Source organism: Lawsonibacter sp. JLR.KK007, assembly GCF_036941135.1.
Classification (GTDB): domain Bacteria; phylum Bacillota; class Clostridia; order Oscillospirales; family Oscillospiraceae; genus Lawsonibacter.
The window spans coordinates 719,820-739,875 of sequence record NZ_JAYWSY010000003.1 but is presented as its reverse complement, the minus strand read 5'-3'; the positions used below and the strand labels follow the sequence as shown (position 1 = coordinate 739,875).

Here is a 20,056-nt window from a genome sequence, read left to right as displayed (position 1 = left end):
CTGCACCTTGTTCCATCAAATCCGGCGGCGCTTTAAAACTTTAATTCTCCCACCAGCTTCTCGGCACAGGCTTTTACCTCGCCGGAGGTCAGCAGCGCGCAGATCTCCATGATATCGGGGTAGAAATGGCGGTCCTTGTCCACTGTGGGGACCTTGCTACGGACCAGATCGTATACCGCCTGGATCACCGGGGAGTGCTTCAGCTCCCCCTCCTCCATAAAGTCCATAGCCTGGACCTGAGTCATCAGCTCAATCGCGTTTAGATACTCCAGCTTTTTGGCCACCTGGCAGGCCTTGCGGCTGGCATAAAAGCCGAAGGAAACAGGGTCCTCCTGATTGGCCGAGGTGGGGATCGAATCCACCGATACCGGATGCGACAGAACCTTCATTTCGGCCACCAGGCCGGCAGAGGTGTATTGAGTGATCATAAAGCCGCTGTTCAAACCGGGATTTTTCACCAGGAAAGGGGGATAGTCGCTGAAATGGCGATTGGTCAACCGGTCGGTGCGGCGCTCCACCAGCTTGCCAAGGTGGGTCATGGCGATACACAGGGCGTCCATGTGGATGCAGAGATAGGCCCGGTCAAAGTTTCCACCCATCAGAGCTGTTCCGTCGCCGTCCCCTGTGGGATAGATCACCGGATTGTCGGAGCAGGAGTTCAGCTCCTCGGTTACCGAGATATAGGCCTCCTTGACCGCCCGCTTGGTCCCGCCCATCATCTGTGCCACACAGCGGAGGGAATAGGCGTCCTGCATGCGGTAACCCTCATACTTTTCCGCGATCTCGCTGCCCGCCAGCAAACGCAGAATGTTTTCGGCGCTCTCCTGCTGCTCAGAGTGGCTTTTTACACTGTGCAGCCTAGGGTCCAGGTGCTTGATATTTCCCTTGTTGGTCTCATAGGAGAAGGCGGCCATGATCTCCGAGGCCTTCGCCGCCTCCATCGCGTCGTAGGTAGCCAGACAGGCCAGGCCGGTAGCGCCCGGTGTGCCATTCAGCAGGGAGAGACCCTCCTTGGATTTGAGGGTATAGGGCTTCAGGCCCGCCGCCTTTAGGGCCTCCGCGCCGCTCATCAGCTGGCCCTGATAATAGGCCATGCCCTCCCCAATGAGGGGAAGGGTGGTCTGTCCCTCTGTAGCCAGAGCCCCCACCACCCCCTCGCCGGGTACAAAGGGCGTAACGTTGTGGTTCAGCAGGTCCCGGATCTGCTCCAGCAGTTGAATGGATACGCCAGAAACCCCTCTTCCGCTGTTGTTGATCTGGGCAATCTGAATGGCCCGCACCTGTTCCTCCTTCAGCGGCTCCCCCACAGACACGGCATGGGAGCGGGTGATATTCAACTGCAGCATGGCCGCGTCCTCGGGGGTGACCCGTTTGGTCACGTTGTCGCCAAAGCCCGTGGTCACGCCGTAAACAGGGCGGTCCTCCTCCACAAAGCGGTCAATAATGGCCCGGGACCTGTTGACCCGCTCAATAAATGCGGGGGAAAATTCCACTGCAGCATGGTACCGTGCGACGGCGACCACCTCTTCGATGGTAAAGTCGTCCTCATCCATCACAACTGTTTTTATCTTGCGCGGATCACAGGATGCGTGTATCAAATCCATGGTGCTCTCCCTTCCAAAAATATTTTTGTCATTAATCCTGATTTACGATTGATGATATCATCATTATTTTTATAGCATGAATTGATGATCGTGTCAATATCAAAAAGTGAATTGGTTCAGAATTCTCTGTCTTGAACAAAAAAAGAACACGGAGCCTGTTGGCTCCGCGTTCATATCTGGAAGAAATCGGATCATAGGTGGGTTCGATAGCAGCGGTGAAAAACGTAGGAGTCCTCCTCCACAACGTCCAGCCTGCTCATAAAATTGCGGCTGTCTTCGCTTCTGGCCGCCAGGTCCTGGGTCAAGATGCTCAAAAACAGGACTGGAGCACTGTAGGCTCCAAAGGGCACATTGCTGACCAGCGGCAGACAGAGCACCGGCTCCGCCAAGGTAGCCAAGGGGGAGAGACTGCTGTCCGTGATCCCCATCACTGGGATTTCCTTGTCCTTCAGCCGCTCCAGCTTAAAGATCAGGCTGTGGGAATACTGCGGAAACATGATGGTGAAAAAGGCTGCATTCCGAAAGGTCCCAGCCTCCATTCCCTCCCAGCTCAGGTCGCTTTCCGCCACAATGCTGACATCCTTCCCGATCCGCTTCAACTGATACGAAAAATAGGGCAGTAATGTACCGGACACGCGGGAGCTGATCAGGATGATTCGATCGATGGCAGACAACTGCTCCAGCATCACTAAATAGGCCGGATTGGCAAACACCTGCTTCAAACGGTCAAGCCCCTTCTGAGCGCCGTGAATGATCTCATCAATATTCTCCACCTTGGACAGATACTCGCTGGTCTGTGCCGCTGCAGGCTCCTTTCGCACAAAGGAGCGCAGGGTATGCTGAAAGTCGCTGTACCCACGAAACCCCAGCGCGGTGCAGAATCTGGAAACGCTTCCCTGACTGATCCCCACCTCTGCCGCCACCTCGTTGGCAGTCATAAACACAATTTGAGAGAGATTTTGGTCAATGTAGTAAGCCAGCTGCTCAAAGCTGGGAGTTGTGGACGCTGCTGTCCGCATTTTAGCCCGCAGAACTTCCATATCTGCGGCATCATAGTTCATAGGTAGATAATTCTTCATCCAGCTGAATCCTCCAATTGAGTCGTTTTTTTAAGCTTATCCAAAATTTTGAAGTCTGTCAAGGATAAATCGACTCAAACCTTCGGTTCAACGGATTGTTTCCAACGGGGCCTCCAGATTCTCTCTGCCAAGCGTGCTCAAAAGGGCCGGCCCAGCCGCAGACTGCCGCCGGGCCGGCCCTCCGGGCTGGCTACATGTCGTGCCCCTCCCGCTTCATCCGCATCTCCAGCGGATCGGCCATGGGGTCCTGGGCGTTGGTGGCCGTGTCGGTCCGGTTCTGACCGGCGATGGGGGCGGAGCCCCGCAGGTCCCGGCGGACCTCCCGGCGCTGTTTGTCCTTGGGCTTGCTCATATGATCGACCTCCTGGGTTGAGATGCCTGTAGCATGCCCCGTCCGGCGGGCTTTTATCCCCGCGCCACCGCCTCGGCCACCCGGATGCCGTCCACAGCGGCGGAGACGATCCCCCCGGCGTAGCCCGCCCCCTCGCCGCAGGGGTACAGCCCCCGGAGGGCGGACTGGAAGTCCTCCCCCCGCAGGATGCGCACCGGGGAGGAGGACCGGGTCTCCACCCCCGTCAGCACCCCGTCCGGAGCGGCGAAGCCCCGGAGCTTCCGGTCCAGCAGGGGCAGAGCGTCCCGCAGGGTGTCCGTCACATAGCCGGGCAGGCAGGGGGACAGGTCCGTCCAGGTCACGCCGGGGCGGTAGGTGGGCTCCACCGCCCCCGGCCCCTCAGAGGGCTGTTTCCGCAAAAAATCCTCCACCCGCTGGACCGGGGCCCGGAAGCCGCCGCCCCCCAGCCGGAAGGCCGCCCGCTCCCACTGCTCCTGGAACCGGACCCCGGCCAGCACGTCCGCTCCGGGAAAATCCTCCGGCCCCACCCCCACCAGCAGGCCGCCGTTGATGGTTTTCCCGTCCCGGGCCCGGCAGCTCATGCCGTTGGTGACCACGCCCCCCGCCTCCGAGGCCGCCGCCACCACCTGTCCCCCTGGACAGACGCAGAAGGTGAAGGCCGACCGGCCGCCGGGCAGGTGGCAGGCCAGCTTGTAGTCGGAGGGGGGCAGCCGCTCCCAGGCGGGGCCGTACTGGCTCAGGCTGATCTTCCGCTGTTCGTGCTCGATGCGCACGCCTATGGCGAACTGTTTCCGCTCCATGGGCGCCCCCGCCTCTTGGAGCATGGCGAAGGTGTCCCGTGCGGAGTGACCGGGAGCCAGGATCAGGGTGTCCGCCTTCAGCAGGCAGCGGCCCTGGGGGCCCTCCGCCTCCACCCCCGCCAGCGCCCCGGCGGAGAGGGTCAGCCCGGTGAGCCGGTGGCCGAAGCGCACGTCACAGCCCAGAGCAATCAGCTCCTTGCGGATGGTCTTCACCACCTCCCGGAGGACGTCGGTGCCGATGTGGGGCTTGTGGGAGTATTTCACGTCAGCGGGAGCCCCCGCCTCCACCAGCACATCCAGCACGGCGGAGATCCGGGGGTCGTGGGTGCCGGTGGTCAGCTTGCCGTCGGAGAAGGTGCCCGCGCCCCCCTCGCCAAACTGGACGTTGGACCCCTCGTCCAGCCCCCCGGAGGCCCAAAAATCCTTCACATCCAGGGCCCGGCGGTCCACGTCCTGCCCCCGCTCCAGGATCACGCAGGGGAAGCCGTTCCGGGCCAGGAACAGGGCGGCGAACAGTCCCGCCGGCCCCATCCCCACCACCACCGGGGGGAGGGACGACCTGCGTCTCCCTGCCGGGAAGGCGTAGGGCGTCCGCGCCGCCAGGGTGACGTTCCGGCCGGGGGCGGACCTCAGCACCGCCCCCTCATCGGGCAGGTCCACCTCCACGGTGTACACATAGTGGACGCTGTCCTTTTTCCGGGCGTCAATGGACTGCCGGACGATCTCCAGCGCCCCCAGCGCCCCGGGGCGCACCCCCAGGGCCCGCGCCACCTGCCGGCGCAGCTCCTCCTCCCCGCCCCCGATGGGCAGGGCCAGACCTCCGATCCGAAGCATAGCTGTCCCTCCTGTCCTTTTGCTTCATTTTACCACAGCCCCTCCCGTTGGGAAAGCCCTTCTCCCCTTTTTCTGCAAAATTCGACGGTTTTCGAGATTTTTTGACATTTTGGCCTTGTCCAGGGCGGAAGTTTGCTCCATAGTTTTCCTATGGGAGATTGTTTCCCTCCAAGACGGGGAACACTACCCAATAGAAAAAAATATGGAGGTATTTCACTATGGCAAGAAAGAAAGTAGAGCGCAACATTTCCTATGACGATCAGCGGAAGACCTACTACGTCAGCATGGACCTGGGCAAGGACGCCAGCGGCAAGCGGATGAAGCGGTACCAGACCTACCCCACCCTCTACGCCGCCCGGAAGGGCCTGCGGCAGTTCCTGATGCACCGGGAGGAGGAGCTGCGCACCCCCCGCCACGAGCTGACCCTGGCCGACTGGCTGGAGAGCTGGATGGAGAACATCGTCCAGCCCACCCGGGCGGAGACCACCGTGTACGGCTACCAGAAGATCATCGACAACCACCTGATCCCCGCCCTGGGGGACATCCCCCTGCTGAAGCTCACCCCCATGGACATCCAGCAGTATTACATCCAGGTCCAGCAGGCCGCCAACCTGTCCAACAACACCCTGCGGCGGCACCACGACCTGCTGTCCTCCTCCCTGCGCTCGGCGGTGCGGCAGGACAAGCTGCTGGTCTCCCCCATGGACCGGGTGGAGCCCCCCAGGGCCAAGCAGAAGGAGGCCTCCTACTACCGTCCGGACGAGCTGAAGCGGCTGTACGCCCTCATCGAGGGCCACCCCCTGGAGCTGTGCACCAAGCTGGCGGGCAGCCTGGGCATGCGCCGGGAGGAAATCTGCGGCCTGAAGTGGGAGTGCATCGACTACCAGCGCCAGCTCCTCTTCATCCGGGAGGCCCGCACCGCCTTCGGGGCCACCATCGTCCAGAAGGAGACCAAGACCCGCTCCTCGGTGCGCACCCTGTTCCTGTCGGAGGACATGCTCCGTCTGCTCCAGGCGGAGCAGGAGCGGCAGAAGGAGCTGTACCGCTCCGGGCAGCTCCAGACGCCCAGCGAGTTTGTGGTGCTGGACCACAAGGGCCTGCCCTACTCCCCCAACGCCCTGTCGCTGGCCTTCACCCGGTTCGTGAAGAAGAACGGGCTGCCCCGGGTCACCCTCCACGGCCTGCGCCACTCCTTCGCCACGGTGGCCTCCTTCCAGGGGGTGCCCCTGTTCGACATCGGCAAGGCCCTGGGCCACTCCACCCCCGCCACCACCGGCCGCATCTACACCCACCTGGTGGACCACACCCATGAGGAGACTCTGATGAAGGTGTCCGACGCGCTGAAATAAGCCGGAACCCCTCCCGCCCCGGGGGGAGCCTTCCCTTGACGAAACCCATCGATGGTAGTATGATGGTCCTGTCAACAAACCGCCCTTTTGGGCAAAAGGAGATTGTTACTATGTGGTTTGACCAAGCAGTCATCTACCAGATCTACCCTCTGGGCCTGTGCGGTGCGCCGGCGGAAAACGACGGGGTGGAGGTTCCCCGCATCCTGCGCCTGCTGGACTGGGTGGAGCATATCAAAAAGACCGGGGCGGACACCGTCCTGCTCAACCCGGTCTTCGACAGCGACCGCCACGGCTACGACACCCGGGACTATTACACCGTGGACCCCCGCCTGGGCTCCGGCGAGGACTTCTCCCAGGTTTGCCAGGCCTTTCACGACGCCGGCATCCGGGTGATGCTGGACGGGGTGTTCAACCACGCGGGCCGGGGCTTCTGGGCCTTCAGGGACGTGCAGGAGAAGAAGTGGGACAGCCCCTACAAGGACTGGTTCCACATCAGCTTCGACGGCAACACCAACTACAACGACGGCTTCTGGTACGAGGGCTGGGAGGGCCACAACGAGCTGGTCAAGCTGAACCTGTTCAATCCGGCGGTGGTGGAGCACCAGTTCAACGCCATTCGCTCCTGGGTGGACCGCTTCGGCATTGACGGCCTGCGGCTGGACGTGGCCTACTGTCTGCCCCCGGAGTATTTGAAGCAGCTGCGGTCCTTTGTCAACGGCCTGAAGCCCGACTTTGTCCTCATGGGCGAGACCCTCCATGGGGACTACAACCGCTGGATGGCCGACGATATGTGCCACTCGGTGACCAACTACGAGTGCTACAAAGGGCTGTGGTCGGCCTTCAACTCCATGAACATGTTTGAGATCGGCCACTCCCTGGCCCGGCAGTTCGGCCCCGAGCAGTGGACCCTGTACAAGGGGCGGCATCTGCTGTCCTTCCTGGACAACCACGATGTGGACCGCATCGCCTCCAAGCTGACCAACCCGGACCACCTGCGCCCCGCCTGGGCCATGGCCTTCGGCATGCCCGGGGTGCCCTCCGTCTACTACGGCAGCGAGTGGGGGATGCAGGGCAGCAAGGGCCGGGGCAGCGACGCGGAGCTCCGGCCCGCCCTGGAGAAGCCGGAGTGGAACGATCTGACCACCTGGATCTCCCAGCTGGCCCAGGCCAAGAAGGGGAGCAGGGCCCTGTGCTATGGGGCCTACCGCAATGTGGCGCTCACCAACAGGCAGATCATCTTTGAGCGGGCCTGCGAGGGCGAGCGGGTGCTGGTGGCCATCAACGCCGACGCCTCCCCCTACACCGCCCACTTCGACGCGGGCTGCGGCCGGGCGGAGGACCTGATCACCGGCGCTCCCCACGACTTCGGCGGCGGCAGCGAGCTGCCCCCTTACAGCGCGTTTTTCTGGAAGTGTGAACAGTAATCCATAGCAGAAAGGCCCCGCCAACCGGCGGGGCCTGAATTGATTTATGGCTCTCCATACAGCAGCTCGAAGCTCTCATAGTGATCCTCGGTATAATAGATCAGCCCGTCATTGGAGAAGACGATGCGCTTGGCCCCCCGGGAGTTCTCCCCTACGGTGTCCACGTCGCACTCGGCGTAGGTCCGGCCCTGCTCCTTGGGGAGCAGGCCCTCGTAGTTGCCAAAGTAGCTGCCGCCGAGGGCGGTGCCCTCTCCGGTCCACCGCTCCACGCTGCCGCCCGTCCAGCCCGCGTCCTCGGCCTCCGCCTTGGTCACGTAGTTGCCGGGCAGCTCGCCGTAGAGGTGGATGTACAGGGCTACCTCCTCCTTGGAGGAGTACCAGCCGTCCTCCTCAACGGAGGCGTTGCCCTCGTCGCTCTTGCCGTCGGGGCGGTTGCCCTGGGCCTCATTGCCGTCCAGGGCGCTTTGACTGTTGCCGGGAAGGTCCCTGCCGTCCTCCGGCTCCTGGACGGGCAGATCAACCAGCTGGCTGGATGATCCATAAACACCATGTATGACAGCGCTGTGGCTGCCCTGGTTCATCTCAACGTCCGTACCGCAGGCGGTGAGGCTCACCAGCATCAGCAGGGACAGCAGCAGTCCCGATGTCCGTCGTTTCATAACAAATCACTCCTGTTTCATTCGCTTAAAATCCAGATAGTTCTCCAGAATCAGAGAAGCGGCCACGGCGTCCACGATCTTCTTCCGCTTCCGGCCATCCTTGCCCTGATTGAACAAAATCCGGTGGGCGTCGATGGTGGTGCGCCGCTCGTCCCACAGGATCACCGTCTTGCCGGTGACCTCCTCCAGGGCGGCGGCCAGCTCCCGGTACAGGTCCGCCCGTTTGCCGTCGGTGCCGTCCATGTTTTTGGGGAAGCCCAGCACCACCTCGTCGGGGCGGTGTTCCTCGATCAACTGGGCCAGCCGGTCCACCACCACCTCCTGCCGCCAGCTGTGGATGGTGGTGGTGGTCCCTGTCAGAAAGCCGGTGGGGTCAGAAAGGGCTACGCCGGTGTGAGCGTCGCCGTAGTCGATTGCCATAACGCGCATTGGTGTTCCTCCTTTGTAGGGCCCCCTGCAGAGCGGCGGAGCCCCCTTTGGGAAGGGGGCCTTGACAATCCTTCGCCGGGAGCTTCTCCTGCAAACGGGGAGGCTCCCATTATACCTGAAAAATCCCCAAAGAGCAACCCAAATTGTCGTTGACTTCCGGGCGAAGGGGGATCATAATAGAAAAAAACGCCCGCGGGAGGAAGATCGTATGGAATTTTATGCTACTCTTGGGGACCCCTGCGCCAAGCGGGAGGTGCTGGAAAAGCTGTTTCGGGCGGGGATGACGGGCATCCGGGTCAATCTGTCCCACACCAGCCTGGCCAAGTGCGCCCCCATCCTGGAGGAGCTGTACTGGCCCGCCGCCAGGGCCGCCGGACGGCCCGACGCCCACCTCATCCTGGACCTCCAGGGTCCGGAGCTGCGGGTGGGGGAGCTGCCCCGGACCCTCCCCCTGCGGGAGGGCGATGAGCTCCTGCTGGGGGACGGCGGCGTCCCCATCCCCCAGGGCATCCTCCAAACCGCCCGGCGGGGGCAGCAGATTTCCATTGACGACGGCGCGCTCCTCCTGGACGTGAAGCGCGCCAGCCCCACCGTGCTGCTGTGCCGGGTGGTCCGGGGCGGGCCGCTGCTCAGCCGGAAGAGCCTGTCCCTGCTGGGCGCCGAGATCGACACCCCGCCCCTCACCTCCGACGACGTGGAAAACCTGTCCCGTGCCAGGAGCTGCGGCGTCACTCATATCCTCCAGCCCTTCGTCCGCAACCGGCAGGACATCGACGTGCTCCGGGACACCCTGGCCGTGCTGGGTCTGGGCCGCCTCCAGATCATAGCCAAGATCGAGAACTCCCAGGGCTGCAGCCATCTGGACGAGATCATCGGGGCGGCGGACCAGATCTGCATCGCCCGCGGGGACCTGGGCAACACCATGCCGCTGTGGAAGCTGCCCGGCATCCAGAAGGACATCGCCAGCCGGTGCCGGGCGGCGGGCCGGGAGTTCTGTCTGGTGACCCAGCTGCTGTGGTCCATGGAGCAGCGGCCCGTCCCCACCCGGGCGGAGGTGAGCGACATCTACAACGGCGTGCTGGACGGGGCCTCCTCCCTGATGCTCACCGGCGAGACCGCCGCAGGCAAATGGCCGGTGCAGGCCATGGAGTACCTGGTGCGGACGGCAAACGAGGCGTTGAACGCAATCTGAACATAAAAACGCGCCGCCCAGCCGGGCGGCGCGTTCTAATCATCACTCCTGGTCCTTTGCCAGCGCGATCTTATTCCAACAACTCTACAATTTCCTCCACTGTGCAGTTTTTCTTCTCTCCGCCGGTAACAATAAGATGCAGTTCATAAATCGTTGCCAGTTTCGTGTCCTTGCGCTCCCTTTCAGTTCCCATATTCAGCACATTCTTTTTGGAGAAGATGATACCATACTTCCTGCGGCGGGAGCAAGTCCCCACTCTCGTTTCAAAAAGTCCTTGACGTATTGCTAGCTATCTGGTATAATTGCTAGCAAGGAGGTGATCAATCCTTGTCCCCCCCGAATTCCGCCGAGTATTATCGAAAGCGGCGAGAAACCATTGGGCAATTCAGTGTTCCGCTCTCCCGCGAGAAGCTGAACGCGCTGACGGAAAAGCTGAACGCGCAGAACAAAACAAAAACCCAATGGCTCAACGAAAAGGTTGATGAAGAACTCGACCAATAAAAATAGAGTGCTGGCGCCCCACGAAGCGAACCAACACTCTATTTACCACTCCAAGGAGTTATGGCAAATCTGATTATGCCACAACTCCTGGAGAAAAACAAGGAGGAATTTATGAGTCTGCAAGAAAAATTACTGGATTTGGAGACCGCGGCAAATCAGATTTCCAATGGAGTGAACGCCCTCCAGGTGATGTCTATGGGGTTAAGAAACTGCCTTGACCCATACGCTGGCGGCTTCGACGTACTGTGCGGTTATATGGTGGACGCGGACCGGGAACTGCAAACACTGGTCAGCGCCTGTCTGGACGCGATCTGAACATAAAAACGCGCCGCCCGGCCGGGCGGCGCGTTCCATTACTCTGATTTCTGGTCCTCATCTGCCGGGGCGGACTCGGAGGATTCCTTCTCCGGCATCTCCTGCTCCTCCGGCGTCTCCAGAGCGGCGGGGGGCTTGATCTCCTCGCTGACGATGTGGATGGCCTTAGCCGGGGGTTCGATGTCCCCGGGCAGGGGCTTTTCCGCCTTCCGGGTGGAGGCGTAGGCGTCCTCCACAGCGGCGGGGTCCCGGCCCTCGATGATGGCCACCATCTCGCCGCCGGTGATGGTCTCCTTCTCCAGCAGGTAGGCCACCACCTTGTCCATGTCCTCCCGGTTGGCGCGGATGACCTCCACCGCATCCTTGTAGCACACGTCCAGGATGGCCTTCACCGCTTTATCCATCACGGCGGCGGTGTCCTGAGCGCAGTCCAGGCCGTAGCCCCCCTCCAGATACTGGTTCCGGATCGAACCCAGGGCCATCATGCCGAATTCCTCGCTCATGCCGTACATGGCCACCATATTCCGGGCGATGTTGGTGGCCTCCTGGATGTCCTGAGAGGCGCCGTTGGTCATGGTGTCCATGACCACCTCCTCGGCGGCCCGGCCGCCCATGGAGACGGCGATCTTGGCCATCAGCTCCTCCCGGGTGCGCAGATTGGTCTTATCCTCCTCGGGCATGAGAAGGGTGTAGCCCAGCGACCCCTCGGTGTGGGGGACGATGGTGATCTTCTGCACCGGCTCGGCGTTCTTCTGCTTGTAGGCCACCATGGCGTGGCCCACCTCGTGGTAGGCCACCAGCTTCCGCTCAAACTGGGTGAGGACGGAGTTCTTCTTCTCGCTGCCCGCGATGACGAACTCGAAGGAGGCCAGCAGGTCCTCCTGGTTCACCGCCCGGCGTCCGTGGCGGACCGCCCGGAGGGCGGCCTCGTTCACCAGGTTGGCCAGGTCGGCCCCCACCGTGCCGGCGGTAGCCAGAGCAATCTTTTTCAGGTCTACATCCTCACTGAGGCGGATGTTGCGGGTGTGGACCTGGAGGGTGGACAGACGGCCCGCCAGGTTGGGCCGGTCGATGGTGATGCGCCGGTCGAAGCGGCCGGGGCGAAGGAGCGCCTTGTCCAGCACCTCGGGGCGGTTGGTGGCCCCCAGGACGATGACCCCCTTGCCGGGGTCGAAGCCGTCCAGCTCGGCCAGCAGCTGGTTCAGGGTCTGTTCCCGCTCGTCGTTGCCCCCCATGCGGTTGTCACGGGACTTGCCGATGGTGTCGATCTCGTCGATGAAGATGATGCAGGGGGCCATTTTGCTGGCCTCTTTAAAGAGGTCCCGGACACGGCTCGCGCCCACGCCCACGAACATCTCCACAAAGTCGGAGCCGCTGATGGAGAAGAAGGGCACCCCCGCCTCTCCGGCCACGGCCTTGGCCAGCAGGGTCTTGCCGGTGCCCGGAGGGCCCACCAGCAGCGCCCCCTTGGGCAGCTTGGCTCCGATCTCGGTGTACTTCTGGGGGTTGTGGAGGATATCGATGATCTCCTCCAGGGACTCCTTGGCCTCGTCCTGGCCAGCCACGTCCCGGAAGGTGACCCCCGTCTTCTTCTCCACATAGACCTTGGCGTTGGCCTTGCCCACGCCGCCGATGCCGCCCATGCCCCCCTTGCCGCCGATGCCCCGCAGCAGGAAGACCATGGCCCCCACCATGATGACGATGGGCAGCACGGTGGTCAGCAGCAGGTAGAGGATCTGGGAGGAGTTGTCCACCGGGGGGGTGCCGTGGCCCACGCCGTGCTCCTCCAGCAGGGTTTCCAGCTCCAGGTCGGCGATGGGGGGCGGGGTGGTGACATACTCGGTCTCCCGGTCGTTCTGGATGGGCATCCAGGCGAACATGTTGTTGCCCGCCAGCTGGTGGTTCTCATCCTCGGGGATATAGGCCAGGGCCTCCTCCTCTTTTCCCTCCTTGAGGGTGATGGTGAACAGGCTGCTCTCCAGCTTGACGTACTCCACCAGGTCGGCCGCCACCCATTGGCGGAAGGTGGAGTAGTCCACCTGGACCTGATTGGAGCTGTTGTAGGAGCTGGTGCAGCTGCGGAAGAGCAGCGTGAGAAACAGCGCCCACAGGATCAGCGAAATCAGGCCGAAGGTGTTCTTCTTGTTGTTTCCTTTATCCGGCTTCAAAGGAGCGTACCTCCATTTTTTGTTTTCTAAAATTGGTCAACGGGTATCATACCACAGTTGGAGAATAAATACAAGTAAACTTTCTGTGACCCGCTTTTTGCCGGATCCCGTCAAATTTCCACTTCCCTCCAGGAAGAAAATATGATAGAATACCTTTTGTATGTGATTTCGACACGGAAGGACTGGATACCTATGAACAAACGCCCCCCTCTGCGCCGCTCCGCCCCGGTGGAGCAGGAGAACGACGGCATCATCGAGGGCCGCAACGCCGTCATCGAGGCCCTGCGGGCCGGGGTGGCCATCGACAAAATCTTCCTCGCCAGGGGGGAGACGGATTCCGCCCTGGGGCACATCGCCTCCGCCGCGCGGGAACAGGGCATCGTGGTGGTGGACGCCGACCGCCGCAAGCTGGACGGCATGAGCCGCACCCACGCCCACCAGGGGGTGATCGCCCAGGCCGCCGTCCGGGCGTACGCCAGCGTGGACGACATCCTCAGCGCCGCCCGGGAAAAGGGGGAAAAGCCCCTGATCCTGGTGTGCGACGAGCTGTCCGACCCCCACAACCTGGGGGCGGTCATCCGCACCGCCGACGCCGCCGGAGCCCACGGGGTCATCATCCCCAAGCGCCGCTCCGCTGGGCTGACCGCCATCGTGGGAAAGACCTCCGCCGGAGCGGTGGCCCACGTGCCGGTGGCACGGGTGCCCAACCTGCCCGCCCTGCTCCGGGAGCTGAAGGAGGAGGGGATCTGGGTCTTCGGCGCGGCCATGGAGGGGTCCACCCCCCTGTACCAGGCCGACCTGAAGGGCCCCGCCGCCATTGTCATCGGCAGCGAGGGCGCCGGTCTGGGGCGGCTGGTGAAGGAGAGCTGCGACTTCACCGTGTCCATCCCCATGCTGGGCAGGATCAACTCCCTCAACGCCTCCGCCGCCGCGGCGGTGCTGCTGTACGAGGCGGTGCGCCAGCGGATCTGCGGCTGATCTCCCTCATCCGCTTGGGCGGACGCCCCCCTCTCCCCCTCTGTCTCGCTTCGCCCGGCGCCTCCCCCGGACAGGGGGAGCCGGCCCTTTGCGAAGAGGGGGCGTTTGAGTAATCCTATACCCTAAAGGAGTCTCTTCCATGAGCGACCGCGACAAACAAAACAATCCAGGCGACCTGATCGACATCAAGTCCCTCATCGGTGACGCCGACGGCGGGGATTTCTCCCTGGACGACATCATGGCGGAGTTCGGCCATCCCCCCGCCCCGGAGGAGCCGGAGGACCTCCCCCGGGAGCCGGAGGAGGCCGCCCCCCTGCCGCCGGGCAAAATGGTGGCCTTCCCCGGTCCCGGCCCCCTGCCCGAGGAGCCGGAGGAGCCAGACAGGCCGGAGCGCGTTGAGGACGAGCGGTTCCCCCCCGAGGAGCCGCCGGAGGCCCAGCCGGAGAACATCACCCCCTTCCCCAAAAAGCGGGGACGGCTGTCCGCCCTGGTCCACGACCTGAACCAGAAGGCGGACGACTATGCCGGTCACATGTTTGAAGAGGAGGAGTCCAACGACCGGGTGGAGATCCGCCGTCTGGAACGGCTCATCCCCGGCACCGACCAGGAGGAGGAGCCAGTCCAGCCCCGGCCTCCCCGCCGGCCCAAGCGGCAGGAGCCTCCCCCTCCCGACACGCCCCCCGGCGACCTGGCCCGGCGGTACGGCAAGGGGCTGAAGTGGATGCGTACCCGGTCGCTGCTGATCCTTCTGCTGTGGGCGGCCGCCCTGGTCCAGACCCTGGCCCCGGCGGCGGGGCTAATCTTCCCCCAGCCTCTGGACCAGCCCCAGCTCCAGTGCCTGCTCTCTGCGGGACTGCTGGGGGCGGGGGTGCTGCTGGCCCTGGACGTGCTGCTGGCCGGGATCGCCCGGGCCTGCTTTTTAAAGTTCGGCATGGACACCCTCTCCGCCCTGGCCTGCGCCTTCACCCTGGCCGACGGAGTCCAGCTGGCCCTGAGCGAGGAGCCGCCCCAGCGCCTGCCCTACACCCTGGTCTGTCTTGCGGGGCTGTTTTTTCTGCTTCACGGCTCCTACCACAAAAAATGCGGCCTGCGGCTGAGCTGCCGCACTGCCGCCGCCTCCTCCACCCCCTACCGCATCACCCTGGACCCGGCCCGGTGGAACGACAAGGACACCTATGCCAAGTGGTCGGGCACCCAGGAGGATTTTGGCAGTCAGATCCAGGCCGACGACGGGGTCCAGCGGATATTTCGCCGGTTCTGTCCCCTGCTGGCCCTGGGGGACCTGGTCTTCGCCCTGATGGCCTCGGTGGGGGACGGCCGCCCGGAGCGGCTGGTCTGGTCCCTGTCCGCCCTGTTCACCGCCACCGCCGCCTTCGGAGGGGCGGTGGTCTACGGACGGGCCTTCCACAAGACCGCCCGCCGCCTGTCCGCCAGCGGGGCCGCCCTGGCCGGCTGGACCGGCGCGGCCGCCTCCCGGAACGGCTGCTGCGTGCTCCTCACCGACGGGGACCTGTTCCCGCCCGGCTATGTGGAGCTCAATGGCTATAAGCTCATGTCCGACTTTCCCGCCGAGCGGGTGGTGGCCTACACCGCCACCCTCATCCGGGCCTCGGGCAGCGCCCTGGCCCCCCTCTTTCACGACCAGCTGCGGGCCATGGGCGGGCTGATGCGCAACGCCGAGGGCCTCCAGTACCACGAGGGGGGCGGGCTGTCCGGCAATATCCGGGGGGACCAGGTGCTGGTGGGCTCCGCCGCCTTCATGAAGCTGATGGAGGTCCGCCTGCCCCAGGGACTGAACGTGAAGAGCGCCGTCTTCTGCGCCATCGACGGGCGGCTGGCGGGCATCTTCGCCCTGAGCTACACCCTGCCCGACACCGTCTTCCCCGCCCTGGAGGCCCTGATGCTGGAGAAGGTGGAGCCGGTGCTGGCCACCCGGGACTTCAACCTGATCCCCGCCATGCTCCAGCAGCGGTTCAAGCTGGCGGCGGACCGGATGGCCTTCCCCGGAGTGGAGCGCCGCCGGGAGCTGTCCGATCCGGACCAGGAGCACGACGGGGTGCTCACCGCCCTGCTGTGCCGGGAGGGACTGCTCCCCTTTGCCGAGGCCATCGCCGCCGCCAAGCGGCTGCGATGGGCCGCCCAGCTGGGTGGGGTGCTGTGCTGCGCCGCCTCCACCCTGGGGCTGGCCCTGGCCGCCTACCTCACCTCGGCAGCGGCCTACAGCTCCCTGTCCCCCCTGAACCTGCTGGTGTACATGCTCACCTGGCTGGCCCCCGTTTGGCTCCTGTCGGGCTGGGTCCACCGTTTTTAGCCGAAAAAGATCCCTGGCTGTATCAGCCAGGGATCTTTTTTCCACAAATCAGGAGGTGAGCACCCGGTAGAGAATCTCGGCCATGTCCACACGGGTCAGGGGACGGGTGGGGGCCAGCCAGCCGCCGTTCAGGGGCAGGTAGCCCTGCTGCACGGCAAAGGCCATGGCCCCCTGAGCGTAGCCCGCCACGCTGCCGCTGTCGCTGTAGCCGTTCAGCACGGAGAGGCTGCCGTCATTGGCCGTCCGCCCCGCCGCCCGCATGGCCCGCTGGACGATGCAGATGGCGTCCTGCCGGGTCAGGGTGCTGTTGGGGGCGTAGAAACCGCCGCCCACGCCGCTGACCACCCCTCTGGAGTAGAGGGCGTTCACCGCCTCGGTGTAGTAGGCTCCCACCGGCACGTCCACAAAGGCCTGGGGCATCCCGCTGGGCGTGAAGGAGAAGGCCAGGTAGACCATCCGGGCGAAGTCCCCCCGGCGGATGGAGCTCTCCGGGCCGTACTGGCCAACGCTCAGCCCCCGGGTGACGCCCCGGTCGTAGAGAAAGTCCACCGCCGCCTGCTGGAGGGCGCTGTACCCCGCCATGTCGCTGAAGTAGCGGGAGCCGGAGCTGTAATCCCGGCCCACCACGATCTCCACCGTGCCGGTGAAGGTGCCGCCGCCGCTGGCGGCGGTGGCGGTGAAGTCCACATAGGCCACGCCGTTAAAGCCGGAGGCGGGGACAAAGGCCACCCGGTCCAGGTCGCTGGCGTTGATGGTGGTAGTGGAGGTAATCCTGGAACCCATGTTGGTGCTGGAACGGTAATTGCGGTAGAGGGTCCCCTCCCGGCTGGAGGGCGGGGTGAACCGGACCGAGCTGATGTTCCGGCCCGTCTCCCACTGGGATAGGTCGTCGAAGTCCACCCGGTCGAACACGGCGGCGGTCCCCGTATCCGAGTTGTAGCGGATGCTGCTCAGGCTGACGTTCCCCCCGGAGGTTCCGGTGCCGATGGTGATGATCCCGGAGAAGCTGGCCCCGCCGGCGGAGACGCCGTCAAAGGGGATGTCGATGGGGCCGGAGAAGGTGCTGCTGGCCCGGAAGGACAGCCGGCTCAGGCTGCTGTTCCGGTACCGGGTTCCAGTGGCGGTGATCCGGGAGGTGCCGTAGTACAGGGAGCCGTCCGCGGTGCTGGGCAGGCGCTGGAAGACGATATAGTCGATGGTGCGCCCGGTGAGCTGGGTGCTCAGGCTGGTGAAGTCGGCGCTCCGGAAGCTCACCGTCCGGCCGGGGGCGCAGGTGTAGTAGATGTCCCCTGCGCCGGTACCGCTGCGGACGTTGATCTCCACGTTGCCGCCGAAGCTGGTGCCGTCGGTGGTCCAGCCGGTGAAGGGGATCTTGATGGTGCCCGTGAAGTCCGCTGCGGGCACAAAGCTCAGCCGGTCGATGCGGGGAGCCCGGGAGCCGTAGTAGTAGCTGGTCCCGGCAGCCGCCTGGGACCCCAGGTTGACGCTGGAGCGGTAGTCGTAGTAGAGCACGCCCTGGCTGGCGCTGGGCAGGGACTCGAAGCGGATGAAGCTGAGGGTCTGGTAGTTGTAGCGGTTCTCCTCATAGAGGATTTCCCGGCAGTAGTCGTTGAAATCCTCGTCGTCGAAGTGGACCACGCCGCCCTTGCCCACGTCGTAGGCCAGGCCGCCGATGGACACGCCGCTCTCCCGGCCCACGTTGATGCTCACCTGACCGGCATAGGAGCCGCTGTTCCCAGCGCCGTAGGCGGTGTAGTAGACGGTGACCAGCCCGCTGTAGCCGGGGGCGGGGACAAAGGAGATGCTGTCCAGCTCCTTCAGGGTGTACTGGCGGGCGGTGTCTACCACGTTGCCGTAGTTTTCCGCGCTGTAGTAGTTGGTGTAAAGGACGCCCTGGCGCTCCGGGGGCTGGGAAAAGACCACGCAGCGCAGCTTGCTGCCCAGCCGCTCCTGGCACACCCGGTTGAACTCATCGCTGTTGAAGCTCACCGGGGTGTTGTAGGCTGTGTCCATAGCGATGGCGGCGCTGGACCCCCCCTGCGGTGTGACGGTGAGGACAATCTGGCAGGCGTAGCTTTGGCCGCTGGTGGAGAAGGCGGTGTAGTTGATGGTCACCTCGCCGCCGGGGAAGCTGCGGTTGGGGACGAAGGTCAGGTCGGCCATGGACCGCTGTCCGGCGGGGACGCCGCCGCTGCGGCCAGGGTAGTAGTAGCTCTCCGCGCCCACGCCTGAGCCGGGCTGGTTCTCCGAACGGTAGTTGTAATACATCGCCCCCTTGCCGGCGTCCACGTTGATGCCGGTGATGTGAGACAGCAGGCCCCCCGCCTGGAGGTTGAAGGTCAGCCGCCCGTCGGTAAAGGGCAGGGTCTCGGTGTTTTTGATTGTGATGCCGTTGATGGTGGAGTTGGGGTCGGACTTCACCGTCACCTTGAGGGTGGCCCGGAAGCCCCGCCGGGCGTCGCTGATGGTGAAGTTGGCCGTGCCGGGGCTGTAGGCCGCAAGGTTGTTGTTCACGTAGGTGGCGATGTTGGCCGCGTCGGACCAGATGCTCAGGTCGGTGGTCTTGGCCTCGCCGTAGGCCTTGATGATCTGCTTCTCCCCCTCCTCAAAGGGGCTGCGGCTCTCGTTCTCCGTCATGGTGATCTCGTCCTGCAGCAGCACAAAGCCGCTGACCACCACCGACACGCTGGCCGGATCGCCCCTGCTGGCAGAGATGGTCAGGGTGGCCTCGCCGGGTTTGCTGGCCGTCACCCAGTACCGGCCGCTGCGCACCTCCAGCTTGGCGATGCCGGGCTCGCTGCTGGTCCCGTTCAGGGGAACCTCGTAGCGTGCGCCGTTATCGTCCACATAGGTGGCGATCAGGTAGCCGCCGGTGGAGGCTTGGAGGATACTATTGACGGAGCTGCCGTCCGGCTTCTTGAAGGCCACCGAGATGTCCATGCTCTCCGAGCCGGGCTCCATGATCTTGCCGTCGGCGGGGGAGTTGATGGTGATCACCGGCACCACACCCTCGGGCAGGGTGTCGCCGGCAGGGGGCGGGACAGGTTTGTCCGGACCGTCGCCGCCGGTGCCGCCGGGGTCCCGAATGATACAGGTGAGGGTTCTGGAGACCGTCCTGCCGCCCGCCGGCGTATAGCTGGCAGTGATCGTCACCCCCTGATCCGCCCCTACCTCGCTGGTGGGATTGACGGTGACGCTGGGGCCGGTGCTGGTCCCCTGGATGGAAAGGCCGCTGCCCTTGATCTCCCACTCAATCTGGTCGCTCAGCTCATCGTTCCGCCTGCCGTTCTCGGTCACGTAAGCCTTCAGCGTCTTGGGGACGCCCTGGATCAGGTTCAGGTTCTGACTTGTGTCGAAGTCCTCGATGACCACCGTATTGGCGGATGTGACGCTGATCGTGCAGTTCGCCGTTCCGGATGTGATGGCATTTGTATCCATGTTCCGGTACTCCACCGTCACCTGGACGGTCACGGTGCCCTCGCCGGCGCCCGTGACACGGATGGCCTGCAGGCCAGACTGGCCGCTGGTGTCGGAGGGATTGGCGATGCTCACAGAGCCGGTGCCGCCGGGGACGACGGCCGCAGAGCAGCTCAGCCGGTTGCTGCTCAGATCAAGGTCACTTGTTGTGTTGTCGCTCCATGTAACCGAAATCTTCCTTACCTCCAAATAGGCCATCCCGCCATAGGATATGGTTTGTTGGTTCGCTTTCAGCTCGACCGCAAGGCTCTTCGCCTGTGCCGTTATAACGGTCACGGCGCAGGTGGCGCTCTGGCCGTTGCTGTCGGAGGCTGTGATGGTGGCGCTGCCGCGGCCGACAGCCGTGACGTTGCCGTTGGCGTCAACAGAGGCAACGCTGTTATTGTTGCTGGACCAGCTGACAGTGGCATTGTTGGTCTCTTTCAATTGCGCTGTCTCTCCCACTTGCAGGGACAGGGAATTCTTGTCCAAGGTGATCGGGTCCGCCGCAAAGGCGGCGGGGAGCAGGGACAGAATCAGGGTGAGGGTGAGCAGGGCCGCGAGACTGCGGCGGGCAAGGGTTTTCCGCATTCAAAACACTCCTT

General features: G+C 63.9%; 15 protein-coding genes. 7 read left to right on the top strand and 8 right to left on the bottom strand.

Translation table 11 applies throughout. The annotated features are described in order from the left end of the window. Positions 1 to 32 precede the first annotated feature (32 nt). From VV088_RS21805 to VV088_RS21790, 4 genes are all read right to left on the bottom strand, one after another. Positions 33 to 1,604, bottom strand: a complete 1,572-nt coding sequence (locus tag VV088_RS21805) for an HAL/PAL/TAL family ammonia-lyase (RefSeq protein WP_334602753.1) — start codon at positions 1,602 to 1,604, stop codon at positions 33 to 35. 191 nt (positions 1,605 to 1,795) lie between these two features. Next, entirely contained in the window at positions 1,796 to 2,683 is an 888-nt protein-coding gene (locus VV088_RS21800) for a MurR/RpiR family transcriptional regulator (RefSeq protein ID WP_334602752.1), read from the bottom strand. Between the two features lie 190 nt (positions 2,684 to 2,873). Further along, a complete protein-coding gene (locus VV088_RS21795) occupies positions 2,874 to 3,035 on the bottom strand; it encodes a hypothetical protein (protein ID WP_334602751.1) in 162 nt (53 codons plus the stop codon). Positions 3,036 to 3,088: 53 nt separating this feature from the next. After that, positions 3,089 to 4,669: an NAD(P)/FAD-dependent oxidoreductase gene (locus VV088_RS21790; RefSeq protein ID WP_334602750.1), complete on the bottom strand. Its 1,581-nt coding sequence runs from the start codon at positions 4,667 to 4,669 to the stop codon at positions 3,089 to 3,091. A 218-nt stretch (positions 4,670 to 4,887) separates the two neighbouring features. On the opposite strand from VV088_RS21790, the gene VV088_RS21785 reads away from it, so the two are divergent. Beyond that, the gene (locus VV088_RS21785; protein ID WP_334602749.1) at positions 4,888 to 6,018 is read left to right on the top strand and encodes a tyrosine-type recombinase/integrase; all 1,131 of its coding nucleotides are present in this window, start codon (positions 4,888 to 4,890) and stop codon (positions 6,016 to 6,018) included. Between the two features lie 110 nt (positions 6,019 to 6,128). Continuing rightward, positions 6,129 to 7,442 (top strand): alpha-amylase family glycosyl hydrolase, encoded by a 1,314-nt coding sequence (locus tag VV088_RS21780; protein WP_334602748.1) that lies wholly within the window; start codon positions 6,129 to 6,131, stop codon positions 7,440 to 7,442. 44 nt (positions 7,443 to 7,486) lie between these two features. Here the strand turns inward: VV088_RS21780 and VV088_RS21775 are convergent, their stop codons facing one another. Together VV088_RS21775 and ruvX are read right to left on the bottom strand one after the other, a co-directional pair. After that, positions 7,487 to 8,101: a ribonuclease domain-containing protein gene (locus tag VV088_RS21775; protein WP_334602747.1), complete on the bottom strand. Its 615-nt coding sequence runs from the start codon at positions 8,099 to 8,101 to the stop codon at positions 7,487 to 7,489. A gap of 6 nt (positions 8,102 to 8,107) precedes the next feature. After that, positions 8,108 to 8,530, bottom strand: a complete 423-nt coding sequence (gene ruvX / locus VV088_RS21770) for a Holliday junction resolvase RuvX (RefSeq protein WP_334602746.1) — start codon at positions 8,528 to 8,530, stop codon at positions 8,108 to 8,110. A gap of 208 nt (positions 8,531 to 8,738) precedes the next feature. On the opposite strand from ruvX, the gene VV088_RS21765 reads away from it, so the two are divergent. The 3 genes from VV088_RS21765 (at position 8,739) to VV088_RS21755 (ending at position 10,538) form a co-directional block, all read left to right on the top strand. Then, positions 8,739 to 9,722, top strand: coding sequence for a pyruvate kinase (locus tag VV088_RS21765; RefSeq protein ID WP_334602745.1), 984 nt, complete (start codon positions 8,739 to 8,741; stop codon positions 9,720 to 9,722). Positions 9,723 to 10,049: 327 nt separating this feature from the next. Then, on the top strand, positions 10,050 to 10,223 hold the full coding sequence (locus VV088_RS21760; protein ID WP_334602744.1) for a hypothetical protein: 174 nt from the start codon (positions 10,050 to 10,052) through the stop codon (positions 10,221 to 10,223). A gap of 111 nt (positions 10,224 to 10,334) precedes the next feature. Then, positions 10,335 to 10,538: a hypothetical protein gene (locus VV088_RS21755; RefSeq protein WP_334602743.1), complete on the top strand. Its 204-nt coding sequence runs from the start codon at positions 10,335 to 10,337 to the stop codon at positions 10,536 to 10,538. Between the two features lie 38 nt (positions 10,539 to 10,576). Here VV088_RS21755 and ftsH read toward each other — a convergent pair whose 3' ends face one another. Beyond that, the gene (gene ftsH, locus VV088_RS21750) at positions 10,577 to 12,706 is read right to left on the bottom strand and encodes an ATP-dependent zinc metalloprotease FtsH (protein WP_334602742.1); all 2,130 of its coding nucleotides are present in this window, start codon (positions 12,704 to 12,706) and stop codon (positions 10,577 to 10,579) included. A gap of 192 nt (positions 12,707 to 12,898) precedes the next feature. On the opposite strand from ftsH, the gene rlmB reads away from it, so the two are divergent. Beyond that, complete coding sequence (gene rlmB, locus VV088_RS21745) at positions 12,899 to 13,684, top strand: 23S rRNA (guanosine(2251)-2'-O)-methyltransferase RlmB (protein WP_334602741.1); 786 nt, start codon at positions 12,899 to 12,901, stop codon at positions 13,682 to 13,684. Positions 13,685 to 13,823: 139 nt separating this feature from the next. Then, the gene (locus VV088_RS21740; RefSeq protein ID WP_334602740.1) at positions 13,824 to 15,995 is read left to right on the top strand and encodes a hypothetical protein; all 2,172 of its coding nucleotides are present in this window, start codon (positions 13,824 to 13,826) and stop codon (positions 15,993 to 15,995) included. Between the two features lie 48 nt (positions 15,996 to 16,043). On the opposite strand, the gene VV088_RS21735 is transcribed toward VV088_RS21740, so the two are convergent. Beyond that, positions 16,044 to 20,042 carry an Ig-like domain-containing protein gene (locus tag VV088_RS21735; protein WP_334602739.1) on the bottom strand — a complete coding sequence of 1,333 codons (3,999 nt, stop codon included), beginning with the start codon at positions 20,040 to 20,042 and terminating at the stop codon, positions 16,044 to 16,046. Between the last annotated feature and the right edge of the window lie 14 nt (positions 20,043 to 20,056).

Excerpts from the sequence above, each read along its gene's own strand:
- VV088_RS21805 (WP_334602753.1), bottom strand. The coding sequence starts at position 1,604 with ATGGATTTGATACACGCATCCTGTGATCCGCGCAAGATAAAAACAGTT.
- VV088_RS21800 (WP_334602752.1), bottom strand. The coding sequence starts at position 2,683 with ATGAAGAATTATCTACCTATGAACTATGATGCCGCAGATATGGAAGTT.
- VV088_RS21795 (WP_334602751.1), bottom strand. The coding sequence starts at position 3,035 with ATGAGCAAGCCCAAGGACAAACAGCGCCGGGAGGTCCGCCGGGACCTG.
- VV088_RS21790 (WP_334602750.1), bottom strand. The coding sequence starts at position 4,669 with ATGCTTCGGATCGGAGGTCTGGCCCTGCCCATCGGGGGCGGGGAGGAG.
- VV088_RS21785 (WP_334602749.1), top strand. The coding sequence starts at position 4,888 with ATGGCAAGAAAGAAAGTAGAGCGCAACATTTCCTATGACGATCAGCGG.
- VV088_RS21780 (WP_334602748.1), top strand. The coding sequence starts at position 6,129 with ATGTGGTTTGACCAAGCAGTCATCTACCAGATCTACCCTCTGGGCCTG.
- VV088_RS21775 (WP_334602747.1), bottom strand. The coding sequence starts at position 8,101 with ATGAAACGACGGACATCGGGACTGCTGCTGTCCCTGCTGATGCTGGTG.
- ruvX (WP_334602746.1), bottom strand. The coding sequence starts at position 8,530 with ATGCGCGTTATGGCAATCGACTACGGCGACGCTCACACCGGCGTAGCC.
- VV088_RS21765 (WP_334602745.1), top strand. The coding sequence starts at position 8,739 with ATGGAATTTTATGCTACTCTTGGGGACCCCTGCGCCAAGCGGGAGGTG.
- VV088_RS21755 (WP_334602743.1), top strand. The coding sequence starts at position 10,335 with ATGAGTCTGCAAGAAAAATTACTGGATTTGGAGACCGCGGCAAATCAG.
- rlmB (WP_334602741.1), top strand. The coding sequence starts at position 12,899 with ATGAACAAACGCCCCCCTCTGCGCCGCTCCGCCCCGGTGGAGCAGGAG.
- VV088_RS21740 (WP_334602740.1), top strand. The coding sequence starts at position 13,824 with ATGAGCGACCGCGACAAACAAAACAATCCAGGCGACCTGATCGACATC.
- VV088_RS21735 (WP_334602739.1), bottom strand. The coding sequence starts at position 20,042 with ATGCGGAAAACCCTTGCCCGCCGCAGTCTCGCGGCCCTGCTCACCCTC.